This window comes from Psychroserpens luteus, from assembly GCF_015319355.1.
GTDB classification, from domain to species: Bacteria; Bacteroidota; Bacteroidia; order Flavobacteriales; family Flavobacteriaceae; genus Psychroserpens; species Psychroserpens luteus.
The window spans coordinates 101505-121787 of sequence record NZ_JADILU010000007.1; the positions used below are offsets into that span (position 1 = coordinate 101505).

Genomic DNA, 20283 nt, shown 5'->3' on the forward strand with positions numbered 1-20283 from the left:
AACCGAGCTCTTGAAATTAAAAACCCTTTTTAAAGAAAATACTATTTTAAGAGTTGTTTATCTGTTAGTATTCTTATTTGTTATTACTAACGAAGCCATTTATTCTCCAGATACCAGAAGTTATTTAAATGCTTTACCATATCGTCATCCTGGCTATGTCATATTCTTAAAATCTTTTAAATTTCTTTTTTCTAGTTTTTTTGACATGAGCGTCCTTGTTTTTCAAGGTGTTTTTGGTCTTATCGCTGTTAATTTTTTCTTTAAAAAAGCAGCACAAATTTTCAATTTAAGCACTATTAGTAAAGTAATATTAATGGTGATATTGATCTTCCCGTTTTTCAATCCGCTTTATGTTGCAAATAACATTTGCCCAGAAGGTCTAAGTTACCCTTTGTATCTCTTTTTTATAGTGTCTTGCTTAGACTTTATAAAAAATGATAGCTATAAAAAATTAGCAATTGCTCTTTTTTTCTATATTCTACTGGCACTAACAAGAGGTCAATTTATTTTCACTCCTCTTATATTTGCTTTCGCCTATTTTTTAGAGAAGAAACCACAAATATTAAAAGCTTCTAAGATTTTCAAATTATCATTGCTAATATGTATGCCTGTTGTTCTTGTTTTAACAGAGTCAACATATCATAAATTAAAAGATGGTATTTTCATGACCACACCATTTGGTTTTGTTAACGCGTCAACTTCTGCATTTTATGTTTCAAGTAAAAATGATTCACAACACATTAAGTATGCAGATGATAAAATTATTTTTGAAAACTGTTATCAAAAACTACAAAACGAAGAATTATTAATGTCTTCTCAAGACGATCTAGATTCATATACCCAGTACTACAACTTTTTTCATAAAAATGTTCCTCCAATATGTAATAGAACAGTACATAATTTAGGTAAAAAATATTACTTTGATAAAGAGTTAATGAAGACAAACTCTATTAAAACTGCAGATGCTCAAGCATTTTATAATATTGAAAAAACTTGTAAAAGCTTAACATTAACCCTTATTAGCAACAATTTCAAGAAATGGATCCAGTTATATTTTGCAAATATATCTCACGGATTCTATTCATCTGTTTTACTAATTTTCATTGTTTTTATTTTACTCTATAGCTTCGTTAAAGTACTATTTAAAAACAAAACATACATTCTCTTATTCATCTGTGCTGCATTGACCTTATCTAATGCTATGTTAGTTGCTTTTGCGAGTCATTCAATAATGAGATACCTTTTCTATAATTATGTGTTTATATTTTTCATCTTTGTCATCATCCTTACAAAACTAACCAAGAATGGAATCAAAAATTGAGCTTTCAATTGTAATGCCTTGCTTAAACGAAGAAGAAACTTTAGCTATCTGCATTTCTAAAGCTCAGGGGTTCTTGAGTTCAAACAACGTTTCTGGAGAAATTATCATTGCAGATAATGGTAGTACAGATAACTCCATAGCAATTGCAAAAGAGCTCAACGCAACTGTAGTGCATGTAAAAGAAAAAGGTTACGGTAATGCGCTCAAAGGCGGAATTAAATCTGCTCAAGGTAAATATATCATCATGGCAGATGCAGATGATAGCTACGACTTTAAATCACTCATGCCTTTTTTAATAAAGCTTAGAGAAGGTTTTGACCTAGTCATGGGAAACAGATTTAAAGGTGGCATAAAAAAAGGAGCTATGCCTTTTTTACATAGATATTTAGGAAATCCTGTATTATCATTTATTGGTCGTTTATTTTTTAAAATAAAAATTGGAGATTTTCATTGCGGACTTAGAGGTTTCTCAAAAGAAGCCTTCAACAAAATGAAATTAAAGACTACCGGAATGGAGTTTGCTTCAGAAATGATTGTCAAATCAAAACTTAATAACCTATCTATTACAGAAGTTCCAACAATTTTACACAAAGATGGCAGAACAAGACCTCCACATTTAAACACATGGCCAGATGGATGGAGACATCTTAGATTCTTAACACTCTATAGTCCAAAATGGTTGTTTTTATATCCAAGTTTATTACTCATGATTATTGGTGCCATAACATCAATAGCACTTATCATAAAACCAATTTCTGTTGGGAATATTACACTAGATGTTCACACTTTATTATACACAGCTAGTATGATTTTAATTGGCTTTCAATTTTTTGTTTTTTACGCCTTAACTAAGGTTTTTGCTGTAGAAAACGAACTGCTTCCAAAAAGCAATCGCTATCAAAGCTTATTTAAACATATCACTTTAGAAAAAGGACTTGTTTTTGGGTTTCTATTGGTTTTAATAGGTGTTATTTTAAGCGTAAAAGGATTCTCAGATTGGAATGTAACTAACTTCGGAAATTTGAACCCTTCAAATACTTTAAGAATTATAATACCAGCTGTATTTACAATGCTTTTAGGAATTCAAGTGATTTTATTTAGCTTATTTTTTAGTATTCTGGGATTAAAAAAATAGTATTAATTACTTTTCATAACTCTTAAAAACAACTTCACCAATATCGTCAATAACTTCATAAACACCATTTGGCGCACCTTCTTCAATAATCAAGTAACTTTTATCTTCTTGAAGATTTTGCAAATAGCTATCATTATTACTAAGATATGAGAACATTATTCGAAACAAATTAACTGATGACTTTAAACGATTATCATAATCAGGAATATCGTTATCTGGCCATTTAATAGCTAAAGCAGATGTAAATACAGAATGAACTAAATCTCTATCTAAATTTTTAGTTCTAGATTCTAATTCATAATCATAACCCACAAAACCGCCATGATCTGCAATAATTACAATTAAACTGTTTGGATCATTTTTATTTATAATGGTAACCATATCAATCAGCCAAGTATTCACTTCAACTAAGCGATTAAGATAAGCTTCACGCTCTTTATCTCTACCTAGGCTTTGGCGTTTATTATTACTTATATGCCAAGGTTTAATTTTTTCTATAAAGTAAAAATTATTGGATGATTTATTATTAACAATATGGCTTTCAAATTCTTGTTTAATATTTTTATCCATGTCAAATCCATTAGAAAAATAGGACACTTCGTTAGCATTAATATTACAATAATCATAGCCTAAACCTATTCCTCCCAATATAAAATAAGGCTCTTGTAAAAATAAGTGGTTCTTATAGTTGTTGGCTTTTAATATATCTAAAACCGGATTTTCACCTATAATATCCTGTCTAAAATTATAGGTTTCATTTTCTTCATTAGATTGAGCTTTGTAGTAATGATGTTTCATTCCAAAAATAGAGCTATTAGAATATACAGTAGGCACATAATTACTTCTAAAATCATTATAAAGCTTAAAATTCTCTCCAACCAAAAATGATTCAAATTTAGAGTTATCAAACTTATAATGTCCTTTTTTTAATTCCGAAAAATTCGCATAACCATCTGGTTGAATTACATATATATTAGGTTTTTTCTTAAAAATTACAGTATTTATATCATCAGGTTGTCCCATCCAATCATGAGACTCATTAGCTACGTGATAATATTTTGTTACAAGGACTATTAGAGACATAAATGCCAGAATCAATTGAAACACTATAACCTTCTTTAAATATTTGTATAACAATAGTGCAAGAATCACAGAGACAATTATTGCTAAAACAATGAGCTTCTTTTTTATACCAAGAGTAATCAAAATAATCAGTACAGAAAACATGCTAATATTAACAAAAGGGAGTACAAATTTTCTGTATTTATGTAATTGGACAACCTTTGTCGAGAGATAGTAAAATAGATAAGTAATCACAATGGGTAGAACCAAAAACAGAGTGCTAAAAAACAAGATATGCCTTGTTGAATTTAATATAAAAAAGTGAGTATTTACATAGTGCAAAAAAGGATAAATACCAGCAGCTAAACCTGTTAAAATGATATAGTCTTTTTTATTATTTAAAAAATCAATTACAGCCTTCCTCAAAATTATAATGATTTATAGATATACATCACACGCTCAGAATTATCAATCGCTACTTTTTCTACTAGAGAAAAGTATTTAGAATAACTGGACTCAAAATTATCAATGTTATAAAAATCAAAATGGGTTTTGAATTCACCCTTTGTATTTAATAAACGTTGTACCCAAGAGTCATTTCTCTTCGGAAATTCTATAATTAGATGTTTAGAGAAGGTTGAGAAAAATTCAGCAGACATCTCAAAAGGAATATTACCGCTTAACGTCGTATGATGAATAACAGCTAAAGCCATGGTTACATCTGGTGCATAAGCTTTTATTCTTTTTAAGAATGAATCTCTTTCTTTATTATTAAATCCAATATTTGCTGACGGATTTAAAACATCAAAAACAAAAGGCAACATATAGGTTTCTTTATGCGTCTTTACATAGTTATGATTGGCATCAACAGCATTATAATCTATATCACAAACCAAAGCTTCATGCAACTCGTGTTTTATTTTTCTAACAAAAGTACCATCATTACCTCCAACATCAATAACTGTTTTAGCCTCTAATTGCTTAATCCATCCATCAATAATCGTAGCTTTTTGATCAAAAGCATCATTGGCATAATTGGTTTTTTCATAATAATTTCCCCATTCACTAGAGGTTTTCAATGACATTTTTTTTATAAAATCGTAAAGCCCTTTTATAATATTTAATTGTGCTTTTTTTGATAAAGTACTTTCTTTAGAGACTCCTTTATAATCTTCATTATGTTTCTCTTCAAATTTAGCTAGCAAATGAATATTTGAATACAAAAAAGGATTCAATTTAGTTTTTAATGGTAACATAGATGATACCATTTTTATTGGGACACCATCAATGAAACTATTCATTAATTTCAAGGATTCTAATCCGTTATATTTTGCTAATAATAATGGTCCAAAAAAATGAGATATAAATTGTTTGTATGCTCTCCAAGGCGAATTCTCCTTATAAAAATCAAATGATAATGTATCTATAAATACCATTTTACCTTTATAAAAAGTCACGTTAAATGCAGATGCATCTTTTAATGAAAAGCCATTCTCTAAAGCAAATTTTTGAATTTTTAAAGTTAATAAAGCAGCTTCCTTATATTGGTTAAAACTCCATTCATAAGGGTAATTCATGAATGAGATTTGTTCTGGCTGGATTATAATTTCTTCACTAGAAGCAAATAGTTCCTCATGCAAAATCAATAAACCTGCATTTTGCAGTTTCTTAAAAAAACTTGATGATTTAAGTGCTTTATATGGCTTGAAATATAGCGGAGAAATCGAACGTTTTACAATACCTTGATCTACAAATATAAAACCAGAGGGATCTCTAAATGATGAAGGATGTCTATTGTTGCTTATCACTAGTTGATTTACTTTCTATATCAGAATCTTTTACATCAATGTCATCAAATACATCATCATTAGGTTTAGAAATTCCTAAAAACAATTTTATCTTATACAAAAGGTTTTTAGAAAAGAGTAACACACCTGCAACTGCTGCAACAATAGCCTGAATAATCATTGCTCCTAAACCTGGATCAAAATATAGAAAATGTGTCATCTGTAAATTTTTATAAATATAAAACAAAAAAAGGAATCCAATATGGATTCCCTTTTTTCTATTATGTAAATAAGATTATTTATTCTTATTACGTTTACGATCAGTTTCTGAAAGATGTATCTTACGTAATCTTAAAAAGTTAGGAGTTACTTCAACATACTCATCTTTTTGTATATACTCTAAAGCTTCCTCTAAAGAAAACTTGATTGCAGGTACAATCTTAGCTTTATCATCTGCTCCAGAAGAACGAACATTACTCATCTTTTTAGTTTTAGTAATATTCACAGCCATATCATCACCACGAGAATTCTCTCCAATCACTTGACCTTCATAAATATCTTCACCTGGATCTACGAAAAACTTACCTCTATCTTGTAATTTATCAATTGAGTAAGGAATTGCTTGACCTTTTTCCATAGAAACTAAAGAACCATTTTGACGTTCTGGAATTCCTCCTCTAAGCGGTTGGTATTCTTTAAAACGGTGAGCCATAATTGCTTCACCTTGAGTTGCAGTTAATAATTGGTTACGTAAACCAATAATACCTCTAGAAGGTACCATAAATTCACAAACCATACGATCACCTTTAGCAACCATGCTTAACATTTCACCTTTACGCATTGTTACCATTTCAATAGCTTTACCAGACACTGTTTCTGGTAAATCAATTGTCATTTCTTCAATAGGCTCACATTTAACACCATCAATTTCTTTAATGATTACTTGAGGTTGTCCAATTTGCATTTCATAACCTTCACGACGCATCGTTTCAATTAAAACAGACAAGTGTAATACTCCACGTCCAAAAACCATGAATTTATCTGCACTATCCGTATCTTCTACTTTAAGCGCTAAGTTTTTTTCTAATTCTTTAGCTAAACGATCCTTAATATGACGAGATGTTACATATTTTCCATCTTGCCCAAAGAAAGGCGAATCATTAATGGTAAACAACATACTCATTGTTGGCTCGTCAATATTGATAGTTTTTAGACCTTCAGGAGCTTCCCAATCGGCAACAGTATCACCAATTTCAAATCCTTCTAATCCAACTATTGCGCAAATATCTCCAGTTTGTACACTCTCAACCTTTAAACGACCTAAACCTTCAAAAACATGAAGTTCTTTTATTTTTGATTTTACTATACTTTTATCACGTTTTACTAAAGAGATATTTTGTCCTGTTTTTAACTCTCCACGAGTTAAACGTCCAATAGCAATACGACCTGTAAATGATGAGAAATCAAGTGATGTAATTAGCATCTGCGTTGTTCCTTCTGTAATTGTTGGCGCAGGAATATGCTCAATAACCATATCTAAAAGTGGCTCGATATTCTCTGTTTCATCTTTCCAATCGTCACTCATCCAATTGTTCTTTGCTGAACCGTAAACTGTTGGAAAATCTAATTGCCATTCTTCTGCTCCAAGCTCAAACATTAAGTCAAATACTTTCTCATGAACTTCGTCAGGAGTACAGTTTTCTTTATCAACTTTGTTTATAACTACACAAGGTTTTAAACCTAAATCAATAGCTTTTTGTAAAACAAAACGTGTTTGAGGCATAGGGCCTTCAAACGCATCTACTAATAATAAAACACCATCTGCCATATTTAATACACGCTCTACTTCACCTCCAAAATCGGCGTGACCAGGTGTATCAATAATATTGATTTTAGTATCTTTATAAATTACAGATACATTTTTAGATGTAATTGTAATTCCCCTTTCACGTTCAAGATCGTTGTTATCTAGGATTAAATCACCAGTATTCTGGTTTTCTCTAAATAATTGACAGTGATACATGATTTTATCAACCAAAGTAGTTTTACCGTGATCAACGTGTGCAATAATTGCAATGTTTTTAATATTAGCCATAATAGACGCCTTGTTTTAAGCGTGCAAAGGTACGTTAATTTCTGTAAAAAATCTTATACTTGTATAATTATTAAAATTGTGATTTTATTAAGTTCTTCGGAAGGTTCTTAAACTCTACACTTTAAACCTAACCAATTGATAATTAAACATTTTAAGTTAAAGTCTTCAAGTGTTAAAATTTCCGAAGCTTTAGTTAATAAAATGTTATACTCCTATAATAGGATAATTTCTAGTCGTATCTTTCGTTAACTTAATGATTAATAGTAAATAGCCTCCTGAAAACCAACCATTTTTAGGCAATTTACATCTGAAACCCACAACAGATGGAAACAATTAGTAAATATTCAAAATTTGTACCTTACTTCTATTTTTTAGCGGTAATCATATATTGGTTCACAGATGTCAACCAAAGTAATGGCTTAACCGCCTACCCTATTCTCTTATTTGGAATTCCATTTTTATGGCAATTATTTAAACCAAATAAGAAACTCAATTTCACACTAGGCATCACCTTTGTGTGTTTATCATCATACTTGATTCTAGCATACTTATCTAGTATTTTTAATATCGTGAACCTATCAAATTCAGCAAAACAGTTTATGGTTTATGGTGGCATCTTCGTTATTGCTAATTTTGTCATGGCATTATGGATGATTAGAAATAGTCTTAATAGAAGCTTCTAATCCCAGTAGTGATTTGTACCTTTGCTGCTGAAATTTTAAATTTTCAAGCATATGCAATTATCTGATGTTCCTAAACTGAAACACACAAACTCAAATAACTTCTTCTTACTTTGTGGACCTTGTGCCATTGAAAGTGAAGATATGGCTATGCGTATTGCCGAAAAGGTGCTTACGATTACAAATAAACTTGAAATTCCTTACATTTTTAAAGGCAGTTTTAAAAAAGCTAATAGAAGTAGAATTGATAGTTTTACTGGGATTGGTGATGAAAAAGCGCTTAAAATTCTTCAAAAGGTATCTCAAACATTTGATATCCCAACAGTAACCGATATTCATGAAATCTCTGATGCTGAAAAAGCTGCAGAATATGTTGATATACTTCAAATTCCTGCATTTTTAGTTCGCCAAACAGATTTAGTGGTTGCTGCTGCAAAAACGGGAAAAGTGGTCAACTTGAAAAAAGGTCAATTTATGAGCCCAGAAGCGATGAAACATGCGGTTCAAAAAGTTAAAGATTCTGGGAGCGACAAAGCATGGATTACAGATCGTGGCACCATGTTTGGCTACCAAGATATGATTGTAGACTTTAGAGGCATTCCTACAATGCGAGAATATGCTCCTACGGTTTTAGATGTCACACATTCTTTACAACAACCTAACCAAAGTATTGGAGTTACAGGTGGACGACCAGATATGATAGAAACTATTGCCAGAGCTGGTATTGTAAATAATGTAGATGGTCTATTTATTGAAACACATTTTGATCCTGCTAATGCTAAAAGCGATGGCGCAAATATGTTGCACCTAGATAACCTTGAACACTTATTAACCAACTTGGTTGCAATTAGAAAAACTATAAATTCTCTTTAATTTTTAAGTATTCTCTTTTTTATACGACTCACATATTTATACAAACAAATAGAATTACTTAATGAGAATTAAATCAACTAAGCTTTTAATTTTACTTATTACAAGCTTAACTATCAATAATATTGGTGCTCAAGATGTAGATGTTAAAAAATATACGTCAACTAATAAAGGTAAGTTTTTTATAAGTTGGGGAGGAAATAGAGAATCCTTTTCAAAGTCTGATATTAGATTTCAAGGTGATAATTATGATTTTACAATCAAAGATGCATCTGCAGTAGACAAACCAAAAGGCTGGCATATTGATTATGCAAATCCAACGAGAATGACAATCCCTCAAACGAACTTTAGACTCGGTTACTATATTTCAGATCATTACACTATATCATTAAATGTTGACCACATGAAATATGTAATGGTAGATAATCAAACAAAAGTTATTGATGGTTATATTGATTTACCAGACACTGAAGTTGGAAGTGAGTTTAACGGTACTTATGACAATGATGCTACTTTTGTATCTGAAGATTTTCTAATATTTGAACATACTAACGGTTTGAATTATGTGTACGCAGAATTCTCCAGAGTAGATGATATTTCAAAGCTTTTTGGCATTCAAAATACAGACATTTTTCAGTTGAATATTACTGAAGGTGTTGGTGGAGGAGTTTTATACCCAAAAACAAATACAACATTATTAAAAAAAGATCGCTATGATGAATTTCATCTTGCTGGTTATGGTGTATCTTTAAATGTTGGGCTTAATTTCACCTTTTTTAAGCACTTTTATATCCAAACAGATTTAAGAGGTGGTTTCATCAACATGAATGATATAAGAACAACCAGTAACACTAATGAAAAAGCATCTCAGCATTTTCTATTTTTACAACGTGTAATTTCTATTGGTGGAATTTTTAGACTATAAATTATGATAAAAGATATAGAAATTAGAGAAGCAATATTGGACGATTTACCAGAAATCACTTCAATTTTTAGAGATACGGTTCGTGCTATAAATAGTAGAGATTATTCTGAAACACAAATAGAAATCTGGTCATCTGGAGCAGACGACACAGAAATTTGGGAAGAACGTATTAATAATCTTTATTTTATTGTGGCCGAGTATAGGAATGAAATTGTTGGTTTTGCTCACGTGACCAAAGGTTGCCATTTGGATGGAATTTATGTTCATAAAAACTACCAAAGACGAACAATTGGCTCTAAATTATTACGTATTGTAGAATCTCAAATCATGGCAGAAGGTTATGAAGTCATAAATGCAGATTCTAGTATAACTTCAGTTGATTTTTTTGATTCTCACTACTTTGAACAAATCAAAAAACAAAAGAAATCATATAAAGGCAAGGGATTTGCTTATTCCATTTTCTCTAAAGAATTATAACTCTTATTTTAAGAACGAGTTATTCTTATGCTTTTCTACTTCTTTTAGGATATTGATGAATAATTGATCATCAATATCATCTAAGGATTTGTAACGCATGGATTTGACTACTTTCCTGTTTTCAGAAACCATATGCTCTGTATATTTTGTCAAATGTGCCGAATGCCAAAAACCAACATCTACATAATCTTTACTTTGGTTTAAATAGCATATTGGGCGCTTTTCTATATAATAACAAGGCAATTTCCATTTGTATTCTAAATGAGACTCAGGAAATGTATGCTCAATTAGTATTTGTAAATGCAACAGTATGGATTTAAAAGGCTCATGCTGTTTAAGTATGTATTCTTCTGCTGGTTTCATTATAACTAAGTTGAGTATTTCAAAATTAACAAAAATTTATCTCGTTTTATTCAATTAAATTTATTTACTTTGTATTTCAAAGTACTTTTATATGGACTCAAATAATTATTTAAAAGATATTTCAGAAATAAAAAACATGATGAATAAATCGTCAAGGTTTTTATCTATTAGTGGATTATCTGGAATACTCGCAGGCATATACGCACTCATTGGAGCCTATTTAGGTTATCGTATCATTTACGCTAACAACATTATTACCATTGATGGCTATCGTACTTTGATTTTAACCGAAAATCGCATCATTCAAATTTTTATAATAGCATTTTCAGTGGTTGCACTAGCTATGATGACTGGGATTGTTTTGAGTTACTCTAAAGCTAAGACACAGAATGAAAGTCTGTGGGATTCAACTTCAAAACGTTTATTGATTAATTTTGCAATTCCGTTAGTAACTGGCGGATTGTTTATACTTATATTAATGGATAAAGGCGTTTATGCTTTTGTAGCACCACTCACTATGATTTTTTATGGTTTGGCGTTAATCAATGCTAGTAAATACACTTTAGGATATGTAAGGTCACTGGGAATAACGATGTTGATTGTTGGCTTAATATCTACTTACTTTTTGGGCTACGGATTGTTTTTTTGGGCTTTGGGTTTTGGTGTTTGCCATATTATCTACGGAACAATTATGCACTTTAAATACGATAGAGTTAATAAGTAAAATCATTTTGAACTTAAGTTTTAACTAACTTTAATTTTTAAACACTAAATATTATAAGTGAGCATCATAACTAACATTAACAAAGCATTTGATCATCGTATAAGACTAGGTATTATGTCCATTCTTATGGTTAATGAATATGCAGATTTCAATATGCTGAAAGAATTGTTAGGAGCTACAGATGGTAATCTAGCAAGCCATACCAAAGCCTTAGAAAAAGAAGCATATATCACTGTTGAAAAACAATTTATTGGTAGAAAACCAAACACACGTTACTCTGCTTCACAATTAGGTAAAGCAGAATTTAAGAAACATATTGAAGCACTAGAAAAATTAATACACAAAGGACAATAGATTTTTTTTACATATTTACTTTGAAATACAAAGTACTTTACAACTACAAGAACCAATAAATATAAACTCATGAAACAACTCGCAATCATTATCACTTCCCTACTTTTTAGCATTCTCTTTTATGACAGAAGCATTGGACTAAACCTATCCATATTCTCTTTAATAACTATCGCTTTTCTTGTTTTTTATAATCCAATTAAATTCAAGAATAAAACAATATTACTTCATACGTTTGCCTATGTATTAACAGCGATATTTGTATTTATTAATCATTCTTATTTATCGGTTATAGCAAATTGCGCAGCGTTCTTTACGTTAGTTGGTACGGTTTCAGAAACCTCATCTTCTATTTATGTACAATGGTTTAATGGGATTTACACAACAATTGCAGGCATTATTCAGAGAAATTTTGATAAAAATGAAGACACCCAAAAAGTAAATTGGAAAAAAGATATTGATCTCGCTCATTGGGCAAAACTTATTGGTATTCCTTTAGTTTTTGTGATTGTATTCATTCTGCTTTATAAAAATGGAAATCCAATATTCAATGATTTAATTTCACAAATAAATTTTGACTTTATTAATATTCAATGGGTTCTCTTTACCGTTTTAGGCTATTATTTATTTAATAATATTTCAAAACCTATCCAAGTTGAACCTGCAACTTCATTAGATTTAAAAACCGAAAATGAGTTATATAAATCTGATCATTTTTCCGAAGAAAAACTAAAAAAGGAAAAGCAGTTAGGCACCACATTATTAGGACTATTAAACCTTTTATTGGTCTTTTATATTATCACAGACGTGATGTCGCTCTCATCTATTGAAACCACAAAAGCATCTGAATTATCAAACCATGTTCATAGTGGGATTAACACATTAATCGCCTCAATCATCATCGCAATTGGCATTATTCTTTACTTTTTTAGAGGAAATCTTAATTTTTATGCTGAAAACAGAACACTCAAAAACATCGCTTTTTCATGGATTATTCTTAACATCATTCTAATCATTTTAATAACAATTAAAAATCAAATTTACATTACTTCATTTGGTTTGACTTATAAACGTATTGGAGTTCACATCTATATATTACTAACGTTTATTGGACTTGTAACAACATTCTTAAAAGTATTGAAGATTAAAAACCTTGCTTTTTTATTCCGAAGAAATACACAAATAGCATTTGTTGTGCTCATTGTTTGCAGCATGATCAATTGGGATGCTACCATCACCAAATACAACCTCACAAAAGCGAAAGCGTATGATGTTGATTACCTCATCAAATTAACCGACAGAAATGCTGTGATTCTCTATAATTTAAAAGATAACATAGTCATCTCTCAGGAAAATAAAAACAGAATTGAAACTAAATATAACAATTACATGTTGCATTTATCTCAACGAGATTGGCAAGAATTTAATTATGAAATAGTAGCCAATTTAGAAAAACTTGATAAAACAAAAGACTAATGAATTTACCAGGAAACCTTGCAAAATCTAGCTTATTAGCATCTGTGATTTTTTGGATCATTATTTGGAGCAAAGAATTTGAAATGAATATGATGCCATTTGTATTACTATCCTACATCCCAATATTCTTGTGTGTACTTATAGTGATTGTTGCTAGTATTTGTCCGTTTTTTTGGTCTGCTAAAAATGAAATTTACACAAAAGCACAAGTCTTTAAAATGTGTTTTCCGTATTACACATGCATAACTTTTGGTTTATGCTGTTATGGAATTATCACTTCAGACTATGACCTATACTTTTCTGCATTTTGCATATCTGCTTACATCACCACGAATCAATCCTGGGTTTGGTTCGCAAAAGAAAACACAAATACTAATAGTCATGATAACCCAAAACAACTGATTAATTGCGAACAGCATGTGACAATTGAAAAATAATAAACACACATGAACTTACTTAGAACACATAGAAAAAAATTGATAGAATGGCTTTTTGAGCATTCTCAAAACATATATATCAAACTATTTAAAAAACAAAAAGCTTGGGGGATTTCTCGCAAACAACTCCTCACCTATCCAATACATTCTTTTGGGAGGCATTTGGGAGAATTTTTAAACAAACATGGGTTTGAACTCATTGCAAAAGTAGAGCGTCATGATGCCTATCATACTTTAACCGGTTATGGTACAGAAGTAGAAGACGAAATTGCATTGCAATGTTTATGTTTTGGTAACGGAAAACGCAGCTTATACCTCTATGGTTCTATGATTCTAGGAATTATCATTCTACCAGATTATTACAAATACTATAATCAATCCTATCATATTGGCAAGCGCTCTAACCCTTTTCATCATTTTGACTACAAGCAGTTATTACATGTTAATATCGATGATTTTAGAGATGCCATATTTTCAAAGAAACAACGTCAAACTTTAATTTTTAATTGAAATGGATAGACTAAAAACAGCTATTGTAGTAGCAACGCTTTTCTTTATAATTGGCACACTTTTTTTGATACTTCAAATTTGTTTCAAAGGCATCTTTGAAATTACATTATTTGGATACTATTACGTGTACTTTTCTGTTATAGTCAACATAATAGTTTTAGGGTTACTACTTCTGGTTTTAATTTTTAAAACCAACAGAATTAAAACGCTTAAAGCTATTGGTGTGCTTTTAATAAACATACCAATTGCTTATCTCTATTTTCTCATTGTTATGAAACTCATTGATTAAAACTTATGAAAAAACTTAAAATTTTACTACTGCTTGCCATCTTCATCTTACTGGGTTTAATGATGACTAATTATATGATAAACTCACAAGCAGAAGACTATATCTATGATTCGGTTGAAGACATACCAGAGAACAAAGTCGGACTCCTCTTAGGGACTTCAAAATTTCTTTCTAACGGAAATATCAACTTGTATTACACCTATAGAATCAATGCAACTGTAGAACTTTACAACGCAAGAAAAATAGAATTTGTTTTAATAAGTGGAGACAACGGAAGCTCAAGTTATGACGAGCCCACAACTTTTAAAGACGACTTGATTGCTTTAGGCATACCTGAAGATAAAATCTTCCTTGACTATGCAGGATTTAGAACTTTAGACTCTGTTATTAGATCTAAAGAAATTTTCGGTCAAAGTTCAATTACAATCATATCTCAGCAATTTCATAACGAACGTGCTATTTATTTAGCAAAACATAACAACATTAAAGCTGTGGCATTTAATGCTCAAGATGTTTCTGGTCGTTACGGACTCAAAGTACAACTTCGCGAATATCTAGCAAGAGCAAAAGCATCAATAGACATATTGTTTAACGTAGAACCTAAATTTTTAGGTGATAAAATAGAAATTAAATGACCATCAAATTCAACAAACCCTTTTTTGCCTCCAGCTTGCTATTATTTTCTACGGAAATTTGCATAGCAGCATTTCTAACCAAAGGTTTTATTAGACACACCTTTGGTGATTATTTGGTGGTCATTTTAATGTATTGCGCTATTAGAAGCTTTATTAAAACCAAACCTATTTATATCGCATTAATAGTTTTAATCATCTCTTTTAGTATTGAATTTTTACAACTCTACAATCTTTTAGATTATCTAAACCTTAGAGACAACAAACTCGCAGTCATTGTTTTAGGAAGCACTTTTGAAACATCAGATCTTATTGCCTATAGCCTAGGCATCATCACCATTTTTTTAATCGACATAAAAACAAATAGCTCATGGAAACTATAAAAACATTAATATTCAATAGATTTAAAATCATCTCATTATTAACCATTTCAATGGCATTGAGTATAGTCTTATTGATGATTAGAATGAAAATACATCAATCCTTTTATTTGTTATTTTTAATCTGGAATTTATTTCTAGCCATCATACCATTTGCGATAACAACAGGATTAACAAGCTCTAAGAAAGTTAATAAATTGGTGTTATTTTTTTTCTTCGGAATTTGGCTCCTCTTTCTCCCAAATGCACCTTATCTCGTGACAGATTTAATGCATTTAACAAGAACTGACCAAAGTTTTTTATGGTTAGATATATTGGTCATTATGTCATTTGCTTTTAATGGTTTGATATTGTTTTTCTTATCGTTATCAGATATGGAAAAACTCCTAAAACAACATCTTAATTCTAAATTGCTCACTCCATTAATGTTCTCAATTTTTGGGCTCACAGCCTTTGGCATTTATCTTGGACGTTTCTTAAGACACAATTCTTGGGAAATCATCAATAATCCATTAAATATCTTTAGAGATATATTCAATATCGTATTTCAACCTAATATAGAAGCTTGGATCTTCACTTTAACTTTTGGGAGCTTTTTGGCAGTATCTTATTGGATGCTTAAGGCTTTTTCTAACTCTAAAATTTAAAACTTATGAAAAACTATATCATAATTCTCGTTATCCTAATTTCAATTTCTGCCTGTACAAAACAAGACAACAGAAAAGTAGTAGATGAAACTAAAGATGTTTCCGAAGTAAAAAAAGAAAGCAAAACTGTAGCTATTGCAGAGTTACCCTTTGTTATAGATAGCACTTCATATATGATTCATCTAATTGGGAATTATACGACTCATAAACGCAGGTCTGAATATATAGGATCTAGTGGTAGTTATTCATCAGATGATATTTCTTTTACAAATTTTAGTAAAAATAGGATTAGTGGAAACATTTCAAATGTAAAATTTCAACATATAGATTCTAATGAACTAAAATCGTTAACTAAAAACATACTCAATATTCACTCCATGAATTTTCTTCGTGAAGTTTATAAAAAAACAGAAAACGGTTATTTTGTATATAACCTCACAGATAAAGACACTAATGCAGATGGCGAGCTTGATTATAATGATTTAGAATCTCTATATATTAGTAATTTAAACGGAACAGAATTTAGAAAGCTATCACCTAACGGACAGGATTTAGTAACATGGAAAACAATTTTAGAGGCTAACAAGCTTTATTTCAAAACTATAGAAGACATAGATGGTAATGGGGAATTTGATAAAAAAGACAAAACACATTACTTTTATTTAGATCTTAATAATGTTGGTTCAAAAGTTGTTGAGTATCATCCTATTTAAAGATTGTTACTACAATTAGAAGTTAATTAATTTGTGTTTCTATTTTTATCTTGGATTTTCCTAACAATTTTTGTCGTCCTATTTCTAGTCAGCATTCTTGGTAGTATGGATAAAAATTTATTAAAAAGTCCAGGTATTGCAACAACTTTACGATTGTGCATCGCTTTATATCCATAAGCAGCAACATCCTTTGGACATGCCATATTAAAAGTTATTTTGTTGTCATCGCAACCTTCTGAAACCACACCTTGAAATGACGTTTTAGTTGGGCCAGGACATAATACAGTAACACTAACTCCTGTCCCTTTTAATTCGTTTGAAATGGCTTGTGAAAAAGATAAAAGATAAGCCTTAGAGGCATAATATAAAGCCATTAAAGGACCTGGTTGAAAAGCTGCTAAAGATGATAAATTTAAAATTTTACCAGAACCTCGTTCTACCATATCTGGTAAAATAAGTTTTATTAAATGTGTGGTTGTTATAATATGTAAATGCAACATTTCCAAATCGCGCTCCCAATCTGTATCGTAAAAGGTACCAAACATTCCAAAACCAGCATTATTTATGACAATATCTATTTCAGTATTATTAATCTCATCATAAATCTCTTGAGCAATATTTACTAAACTCAAATCTTTTACCAGCAAGATAATTTTGATAGGATGTATTTTTAGGATATTGGTTTTTGCTTCTTCTAATTTTTTTGAATCGATATCAATTAAAATAAGATGATAACCATCCTTAGCCAATAGAAGCGCTAACTCAAATCCTAATCCTGAAGCTGCTCCTGTTACTAAAGCGGTTTTTGTGTTATTCTCCATCTACATAATCCTGAAGGTATTTAAAACGTTCAGTTAGCTTACCATCTGCGGTTGTCATTCTTGCGCGTTTTAATATTCCGCGAGCATCGTCATTAAAAAAGGCAGGAATCACATGCTCTAAGAACATATCTCCAAAACCTTCACTCGCATCTTTTGGCAATTCACAAGGTAAATTATCTACTGCCATTACTGTAATTGCTCCTTTTGCATCAAAAGCAACTTCTTTTTCAGTTTGAGGATCATATCCATAAAAAGGATCTGCGATTGTTGATGGTTTTATTGTACTAGCCACAGGTCCATCAATATCACATGAGACGTCTGCTACTAAATTGATTCTAAAATAGGGATGTTTAGCATCTTCTCTTGTAAACAAATAAGGTGCATTATTACCATAAAAGTGTCCTGCAATAAAATAATCTGTTTCTTTAGCGTAAGGCATAAAATTACTTTCGTAACCTGTTGGGTCTTTATAAAACGCAAACTTATCTCCTACTTTACCATCTTTACGTTTGGCATATTCCATGACATCTGCCATGACATAAACAGGCTCAGTGAATTGAGATGTTAAGTATAATGTATCGCTGACTTCTTTAATTTTTAAATGGTCCAAAATTTCTTTTGCTCCAAGTGCTACTTTCCCAGTACCTGTAAGGAGTATTTTAATGTTTGGTAAGGTGATTTTATCTAATTCTGCTTTAACCTCATCTAAATCTGCAAGCGTTTCTACTTTTGGAAGATTGAATAATCCATCTCTTAATCCTAAGGCTCTAAAACCATTGTAAGCTCCAACTAATCCAGCATAACGTCCAAAACCTATGAGTCTTGCTCCACTTTGTTTAACGATAGTTTCATGATCATACATCTCAATATGTTTATTGAGCATATCAACCAATAGCTTTCTATTATATGGTTGTTTCTTTATGGTATGTGAGAAATAAAAGTATTTTTTCTTCGGAAGGAGTGCGTCAAGCGGAACTTCTTTAACTCCAATCATCACATCACAGTCTGACACATCATCTGTGACAGTAAATCCTGCTTTTCGATAAGCCTCGTCTGAAAACACTCGAATATCTGAAGACTCGACTACAAATTCTGCTTGTGGAAATTGTAATTGTGCTTCTTTTAATTTTTCGGGTGAGAAAACCACACGTCTATCTGGTGGGTTTTTACGTTCTTTGATTATAGCAAATTTCATGTGTGATAATTTTACACGAAAATAAGCTGATTTTACCGTTTTAGCAAGTCAATTATTGCTTTAAGAAATTAATCTATGCGTTCTACTTCACTTTCAGATTTTAAGACACAATCTCCATCTTCTTGCTGAATATATAATGCTTTGTTACCTTCTTCTCCATTGCGAGTTACCTCATTGCCTTTTATGGTTTTAGTTACTTTTTTGGTGTAAGTGTCTTGAACTTTTCCTGAAGCTGTACTGTTTCCCCAATTCCATTTAACTTGTGTTCCTTTTTTGATCATTCTATTGAGTTTTACTTAAAATTAAGAATTAGAACTGACAATTTTTCTTAATAGTTTTATAAAACGGGTTTGGTATAGCATTTGCATTACTATTTTTAGTAATTTCGCACACCTTTTTACTGTTATTACAGTTGATTGGGTGAGTGCGTTAAGGATTGAGGTATTGTTGGAGCTCCTCGCAGAGAGCGACTACCGAAAGCCTGACCTGAAAGGGAACGCTAAAATAATTACTAAAATGGGGTCGACTGGTTTTGACAGCGAGACTCATTGAACGGTAAGCACGTCGTGTAATGACTTTGAAACACGTAAAAGGCTAGGTCAACTTTTTAATCGGCGAGAATAACTACGCTTTAGCTGCATAATCTGAATTACAGTAAGATTAAGCCTCGTCCTACTAGGTAGGAGTGCTAAATGTCTCCAGAAAGCCTTGGTTAATGGCGTTCTTATTAGAGGCATCGAAAATATTAACTTAGATCGTGTGGCGCTTTGATGCACTTTCGAGATTAAGAAGATAAGTTATAAGTGGGTTGTCTTTTGCCAGCTTATAATCGAAAACCTAATGAAAGAATAAGCGTGTAGAAGGCTCTTTAATAGCTTGTTTGGACGAGAGTTCGATTCTCTCCGACTCCACAATTAACCCTGTAAATAACTTGTTTACAGGGTTTTATGTTTTTAGGTGACAAATGAGGTGACAAATCTGATGTTAATAACTTGTTTTAAATTCCTTACTTAAAAAATATTAACACACTAAAATAGTAATATGAAAAATATCAAATTTGAGGATATGCCAAAAGCTGTAGAATTAATTTTAGAAAATATAACAGCAATAGCAGATATTTTAAATCAACAAGAACTTCATTCTCGTTTTCAAGATCCTGAAAGCTTAATGACCAGAAAAGAAACAGCCGAATATCTAAAAATCGATTTATCTACATTATGGAGTTGGACTAAAAAAGGGAAAATTAAATGCTACGGAATTAGTAATCGTAGATATTATAAGAGAAGCGATATTGAAAAAGCATTAGTTCTACTAAACAAATAAATATCTAACTCATTATTTTAACCCAACAGAACCCAATTAACCCAATGGGTTCTTGTGTTTCAATATTTAC

At 30.9% G+C, this 20283-nt stretch carries 25 protein-coding genes and 1 other RNA gene; 18 read left to right on the top strand and 8 right to left on the bottom strand.

What is annotated here, in order from left to right; genetic code table 11:
* Positions 1–10: 10 nt before the first annotated feature.
* On the top strand, positions 11–1321 hold the full coding sequence (locus tag IM744_RS16385; RefSeq protein WP_194509252.1) for a glycosyltransferase family 39 protein: 1311 nt from the start codon (positions 11–13) through the stop codon (positions 1319–1321).
* Positions 1305–2456: a glycosyltransferase family 2 protein gene (locus tag IM744_RS16390; protein WP_194509253.1), complete on the top strand. Its 1152-nt coding sequence runs from the start codon at positions 1305–1307 to the stop codon at positions 2454–2456. The genes IM744_RS16385 and IM744_RS16390 overlap by 17 nt, the downstream gene beginning before the upstream one ends.
* 6 nt (positions 2457–2462) lie before the next feature.
* Here the strand turns inward: IM744_RS16390 and IM744_RS16395 are convergent, their stop codons facing one another.
* The 4 genes from IM744_RS16395 to typA form a co-directional block, all read right to left on the bottom strand.
* Positions 2463–3539: a hypothetical protein gene (locus tag IM744_RS16395; protein WP_194509254.1), complete on the bottom strand. Its 1077-nt coding sequence runs from the start codon at positions 3537–3539 to the stop codon at positions 2463–2465.
* A gap of 407 nt (positions 3540–3946) precedes the next feature.
* A complete protein-coding gene (locus IM744_RS16400; protein ID WP_194509255.1) occupies positions 3947–5326 on the bottom strand; it encodes a class I SAM-dependent methyltransferase in 1380 nt (459 codons plus the stop codon).
* Positions 5310–5525 carry a hypothetical protein gene (locus IM744_RS16405; RefSeq protein WP_194509256.1) on the bottom strand — a complete coding sequence of 72 codons (216 nt, stop codon included), beginning with the start codon at positions 5523–5525 and terminating at the stop codon, positions 5310–5312. The genes IM744_RS16400 and IM744_RS16405 overlap by 17 nt, the downstream gene beginning before the upstream one ends.
* Before the next feature lie 75 nt (positions 5526–5600).
* Entirely contained in the window at positions 5601–7400 is a 1800-nt protein-coding gene (gene typA, locus IM744_RS16410; RefSeq protein ID WP_194509257.1) for a translational GTPase TypA, read from the bottom strand.
* 323 nt (positions 7401–7723) lie between these two features.
* On the opposite strand from typA, the gene IM744_RS16415 reads away from it, so the two are divergent.
* From IM744_RS16415 to IM744_RS16430, 4 genes are all read left to right on the top strand, one after another.
* Positions 7724–8083: a hypothetical protein gene (locus IM744_RS16415; RefSeq protein ID WP_194509258.1), complete on the top strand. Its 360-nt coding sequence runs from the start codon at positions 7724–7726 to the stop codon at positions 8081–8083.
* A gap of 51 nt (positions 8084–8134) precedes the next feature.
* Positions 8135–8953: a 3-deoxy-8-phosphooctulonate synthase gene (kdsA, locus tag IM744_RS16420; RefSeq protein ID WP_194509259.1), complete on the top strand. Its 819-nt coding sequence runs from the start codon at positions 8135–8137 to the stop codon at positions 8951–8953.
* Between the two features lie 61 nt (positions 8954–9014).
* Positions 9015–9875: a hypothetical protein gene (locus tag IM744_RS16425; RefSeq protein WP_194509260.1), complete on the top strand. Its 861-nt coding sequence runs from the start codon at positions 9015–9017 to the stop codon at positions 9873–9875.
* A 3-nt stretch (positions 9876–9878) separates the two neighbouring features.
* Entirely contained in the window at positions 9879–10352 is a 474-nt protein-coding gene (locus IM744_RS16430; protein WP_194509261.1) for a GNAT family N-acetyltransferase, read from the top strand.
* Positions 10353–10355: 3 nt separating this feature from the next.
* Here IM744_RS16430 and IM744_RS16435 read toward each other — a convergent pair whose 3' ends face one another.
* On the bottom strand, positions 10356–10715 hold the full coding sequence (locus IM744_RS16435) for a DUF1801 domain-containing protein (protein ID WP_194509262.1): 360 nt from the start codon (positions 10713–10715) through the stop codon (positions 10356–10358).
* Positions 10716–10806: 91 nt separating this feature from the next.
* On the opposite strand from IM744_RS16435, the gene IM744_RS16440 reads away from it, so the two are divergent.
* The 10 genes from IM744_RS16440 to IM744_RS16485 all read left to right on the top strand — a co-directional run bounded on the left by IM744_RS16440 (position 10807) and on the right by IM744_RS16485 (position 16874).
* Positions 10807–11439, top strand: coding sequence for a hypothetical protein (locus tag IM744_RS16440; protein WP_194509263.1), 633 nt, complete (start codon positions 10807–10809; stop codon positions 11437–11439).
* Positions 11440–11496: 57 nt separating this feature from the next.
* Entirely contained in the window at positions 11497–11793 is a 297-nt protein-coding gene (locus IM744_RS16445) for a winged helix-turn-helix domain-containing protein (protein WP_194509264.1), read from the top strand.
* A gap of 69 nt (positions 11794–11862) precedes the next feature.
* The gene (locus IM744_RS16450; RefSeq protein ID WP_194509265.1) at positions 11863–13266 is read left to right on the top strand and encodes a DUF4153 domain-containing protein; all 1404 of its coding nucleotides are present in this window, start codon (positions 11863–11865) and stop codon (positions 13264–13266) included.
* A complete protein-coding gene (locus tag IM744_RS16455; protein WP_194509266.1) occupies positions 13266–13703 on the top strand; it encodes a hypothetical protein in 438 nt (145 codons plus the stop codon). Before IM744_RS16450 ends, IM744_RS16455 begins: the two co-directional genes overlap by 1 nt.
* 9 nt (positions 13704–13712) lie before the next feature.
* Entirely contained in the window at positions 13713–14213 is a 501-nt protein-coding gene (locus IM744_RS16460) for a Coq4 family protein (protein WP_194509267.1), read from the top strand.
* 1 nt (position 14214) lies between these two features.
* The gene (locus tag IM744_RS16465; protein ID WP_194509268.1) at positions 14215–14502 is read left to right on the top strand and encodes a hypothetical protein; all 288 of its coding nucleotides are present in this window, start codon (positions 14215–14217) and stop codon (positions 14500–14502) included.
* A gap of 5 nt (positions 14503–14507) precedes the next feature.
* Complete coding sequence (locus IM744_RS16470; protein ID WP_194509269.1) at positions 14508–15137, top strand: SanA/YdcF family protein; 630 nt, start codon at positions 14508–14510, stop codon at positions 15135–15137.
* A complete protein-coding gene (locus tag IM744_RS16475) occupies positions 15134–15517 on the top strand; it encodes a ribosomal maturation YjgA family protein (RefSeq protein ID WP_194509270.1) in 384 nt (127 codons plus the stop codon). Before IM744_RS16470 ends, IM744_RS16475 begins: the two co-directional genes overlap by 4 nt.
* A complete protein-coding gene (locus IM744_RS16480; RefSeq protein WP_194509271.1) occupies positions 15505–16161 on the top strand; it encodes a DUF1361 domain-containing protein in 657 nt (218 codons plus the stop codon). The genes IM744_RS16475 and IM744_RS16480 overlap by 13 nt, the downstream gene beginning before the upstream one ends.
* Positions 16162–16166: 5 nt before the next feature.
* Positions 16167–16874 (top strand): hypothetical protein, encoded by a 708-nt coding sequence (locus tag IM744_RS16485; RefSeq protein WP_194509272.1) that lies wholly within the window; start codon positions 16167–16169, stop codon positions 16872–16874.
* A gap of 26 nt (positions 16875–16900) precedes the next feature.
* On the opposite strand, the gene IM744_RS16490 is transcribed toward IM744_RS16485, so the two are convergent.
* From IM744_RS16490 to IM744_RS16500, 3 genes are all read right to left on the bottom strand, one after another.
* Positions 16901–17695 carry an SDR family NAD(P)-dependent oxidoreductase gene (locus IM744_RS16490; protein ID WP_194509273.1) on the bottom strand — a complete coding sequence of 265 codons (795 nt, stop codon included), beginning with the start codon at positions 17693–17695 and terminating at the stop codon, positions 16901–16903.
* Positions 17685–18890 carry an NAD(P)-dependent oxidoreductase gene (locus tag IM744_RS16495; protein ID WP_194509274.1) on the bottom strand — a complete coding sequence of 402 codons (1206 nt, stop codon included), beginning with the start codon at positions 18888–18890 and terminating at the stop codon, positions 17685–17687. Before IM744_RS16495 ends, IM744_RS16490 begins: the two co-directional genes overlap by 11 nt.
* Before the next feature lie 68 nt (positions 18891–18958).
* Positions 18959–19171 (bottom strand): hypervirulence associated TUDOR domain-containing protein, encoded by a 213-nt coding sequence (locus IM744_RS16500; protein WP_194509275.1) that lies wholly within the window; start codon positions 19169–19171, stop codon positions 18959–18961.
* A gap of 237 nt (positions 19172–19408) precedes the next feature.
* Here IM744_RS16500 and ssrA point away from each other — a divergent pair.
* Both ssrA and IM744_RS16510 read left to right on the top strand, forming a co-directional pair.
* Positions 19409–19804: a transfer-messenger RNA gene (gene ssrA, locus IM744_RS16505) on the top strand.
* A 127-nt stretch (positions 19805–19931) separates the two neighbouring features.
* On the top strand, positions 19932–20213 hold the full coding sequence (locus IM744_RS16510) for a helix-turn-helix domain-containing protein (protein WP_194509276.1): 282 nt from the start codon (positions 19932–19934) through the stop codon (positions 20211–20213).
* Positions 20214–20283: the final 70 nt, after the last annotated feature.

Excerpts from the sequence above, each read along its gene's own strand:
- IM744_RS16495 (WP_194509274.1), bottom strand. The coding sequence starts at position 18,890 with ATGAAATTTGCTATAATCAAAGAACGTAAAAACCCACCAGATAGACGT.
- IM744_RS16500 (WP_194509275.1), bottom strand. The coding sequence starts at position 19,171 with ATGATCAAAAAAGGAACACAAGTTAAATGGAATTGGGGAAACAGTACA.
- IM744_RS16440 (WP_194509263.1), top strand. The coding sequence starts at position 10,807 with ATGGACTCAAATAATTATTTAAAAGATATTTCAGAAATAAAAAACATG.
- IM744_RS16405 (WP_194509256.1), bottom strand. The coding sequence starts at position 5,525 with ATGACACATTTTCTATATTTTGATCCAGGTTTAGGAGCAATGATTATT.
- IM744_RS16490 (WP_194509273.1), bottom strand. The coding sequence starts at position 17,695 with ATGGAGAATAACACAAAAACCGCTTTAGTAACAGGAGCAGCTTCAGGA.
- IM744_RS16455 (WP_194509266.1), top strand. The coding sequence starts at position 13,266 with ATGAATTTACCAGGAAACCTTGCAAAATCTAGCTTATTAGCATCTGTG.
- IM744_RS16480 (WP_194509271.1), top strand. The coding sequence starts at position 15,505 with ATGGAAACTATAAAAACATTAATATTCAATAGATTTAAAATCATCTCA.
- IM744_RS16395 (WP_194509254.1), bottom strand. The coding sequence starts at position 3,539 with ATGTCTCTAATAGTCCTTGTAACAAAATATTATCACGTAGCTAATGAG.
- IM744_RS16390 (WP_194509253.1), top strand. The coding sequence starts at position 1,305 with ATGGAATCAAAAATTGAGCTTTCAATTGTAATGCCTTGCTTAAACGAA.
- IM744_RS16475 (WP_194509270.1), top strand. The coding sequence starts at position 15,134 with ATGACCATCAAATTCAACAAACCCTTTTTTGCCTCCAGCTTGCTATTA.
- kdsA (WP_194509259.1), top strand. The coding sequence starts at position 8,135 with ATGCAATTATCTGATGTTCCTAAACTGAAACACACAAACTCAAATAAC.
- IM744_RS16485 (WP_194509272.1), top strand. The coding sequence starts at position 16,167 with ATGAAAAACTATATCATAATTCTCGTTATCCTAATTTCAATTTCTGCC.
- IM744_RS16425 (WP_194509260.1), top strand. The coding sequence starts at position 9,015 with ATGAGAATTAAATCAACTAAGCTTTTAATTTTACTTATTACAAGCTTA.
- IM744_RS16415 (WP_194509258.1), top strand. The coding sequence starts at position 7,724 with ATGGAAACAATTAGTAAATATTCAAAATTTGTACCTTACTTCTATTTT.
- typA (WP_194509257.1), bottom strand. The coding sequence starts at position 7,400 with ATGGCTAATATTAAAAACATTGCAATTATTGCACACGTTGATCACGGT.
- IM744_RS16465 (WP_194509268.1), top strand. The coding sequence starts at position 14,215 with ATGGATAGACTAAAAACAGCTATTGTAGTAGCAACGCTTTTCTTTATA.
- IM744_RS16450 (WP_194509265.1), top strand. The coding sequence starts at position 11,863 with ATGAAACAACTCGCAATCATTATCACTTCCCTACTTTTTAGCATTCTC.
- IM744_RS16430 (WP_194509261.1), top strand. The coding sequence starts at position 9,879 with ATGATAAAAGATATAGAAATTAGAGAAGCAATATTGGACGATTTACCA.
- IM744_RS16435 (WP_194509262.1), bottom strand. The coding sequence starts at position 10,715 with ATGAAACCAGCAGAAGAATACATACTTAAACAGCATGAGCCTTTTAAA.
- IM744_RS16470 (WP_194509269.1), top strand. The coding sequence starts at position 14,508 with ATGAAAAAACTTAAAATTTTACTACTGCTTGCCATCTTCATCTTACTG.
- IM744_RS16460 (WP_194509267.1), top strand. The coding sequence starts at position 13,713 with ATGAACTTACTTAGAACACATAGAAAAAAATTGATAGAATGGCTTTTT.
- IM744_RS16510 (WP_194509276.1), top strand. The coding sequence starts at position 19,932 with ATGAAAAATATCAAATTTGAGGATATGCCAAAAGCTGTAGAATTAATT.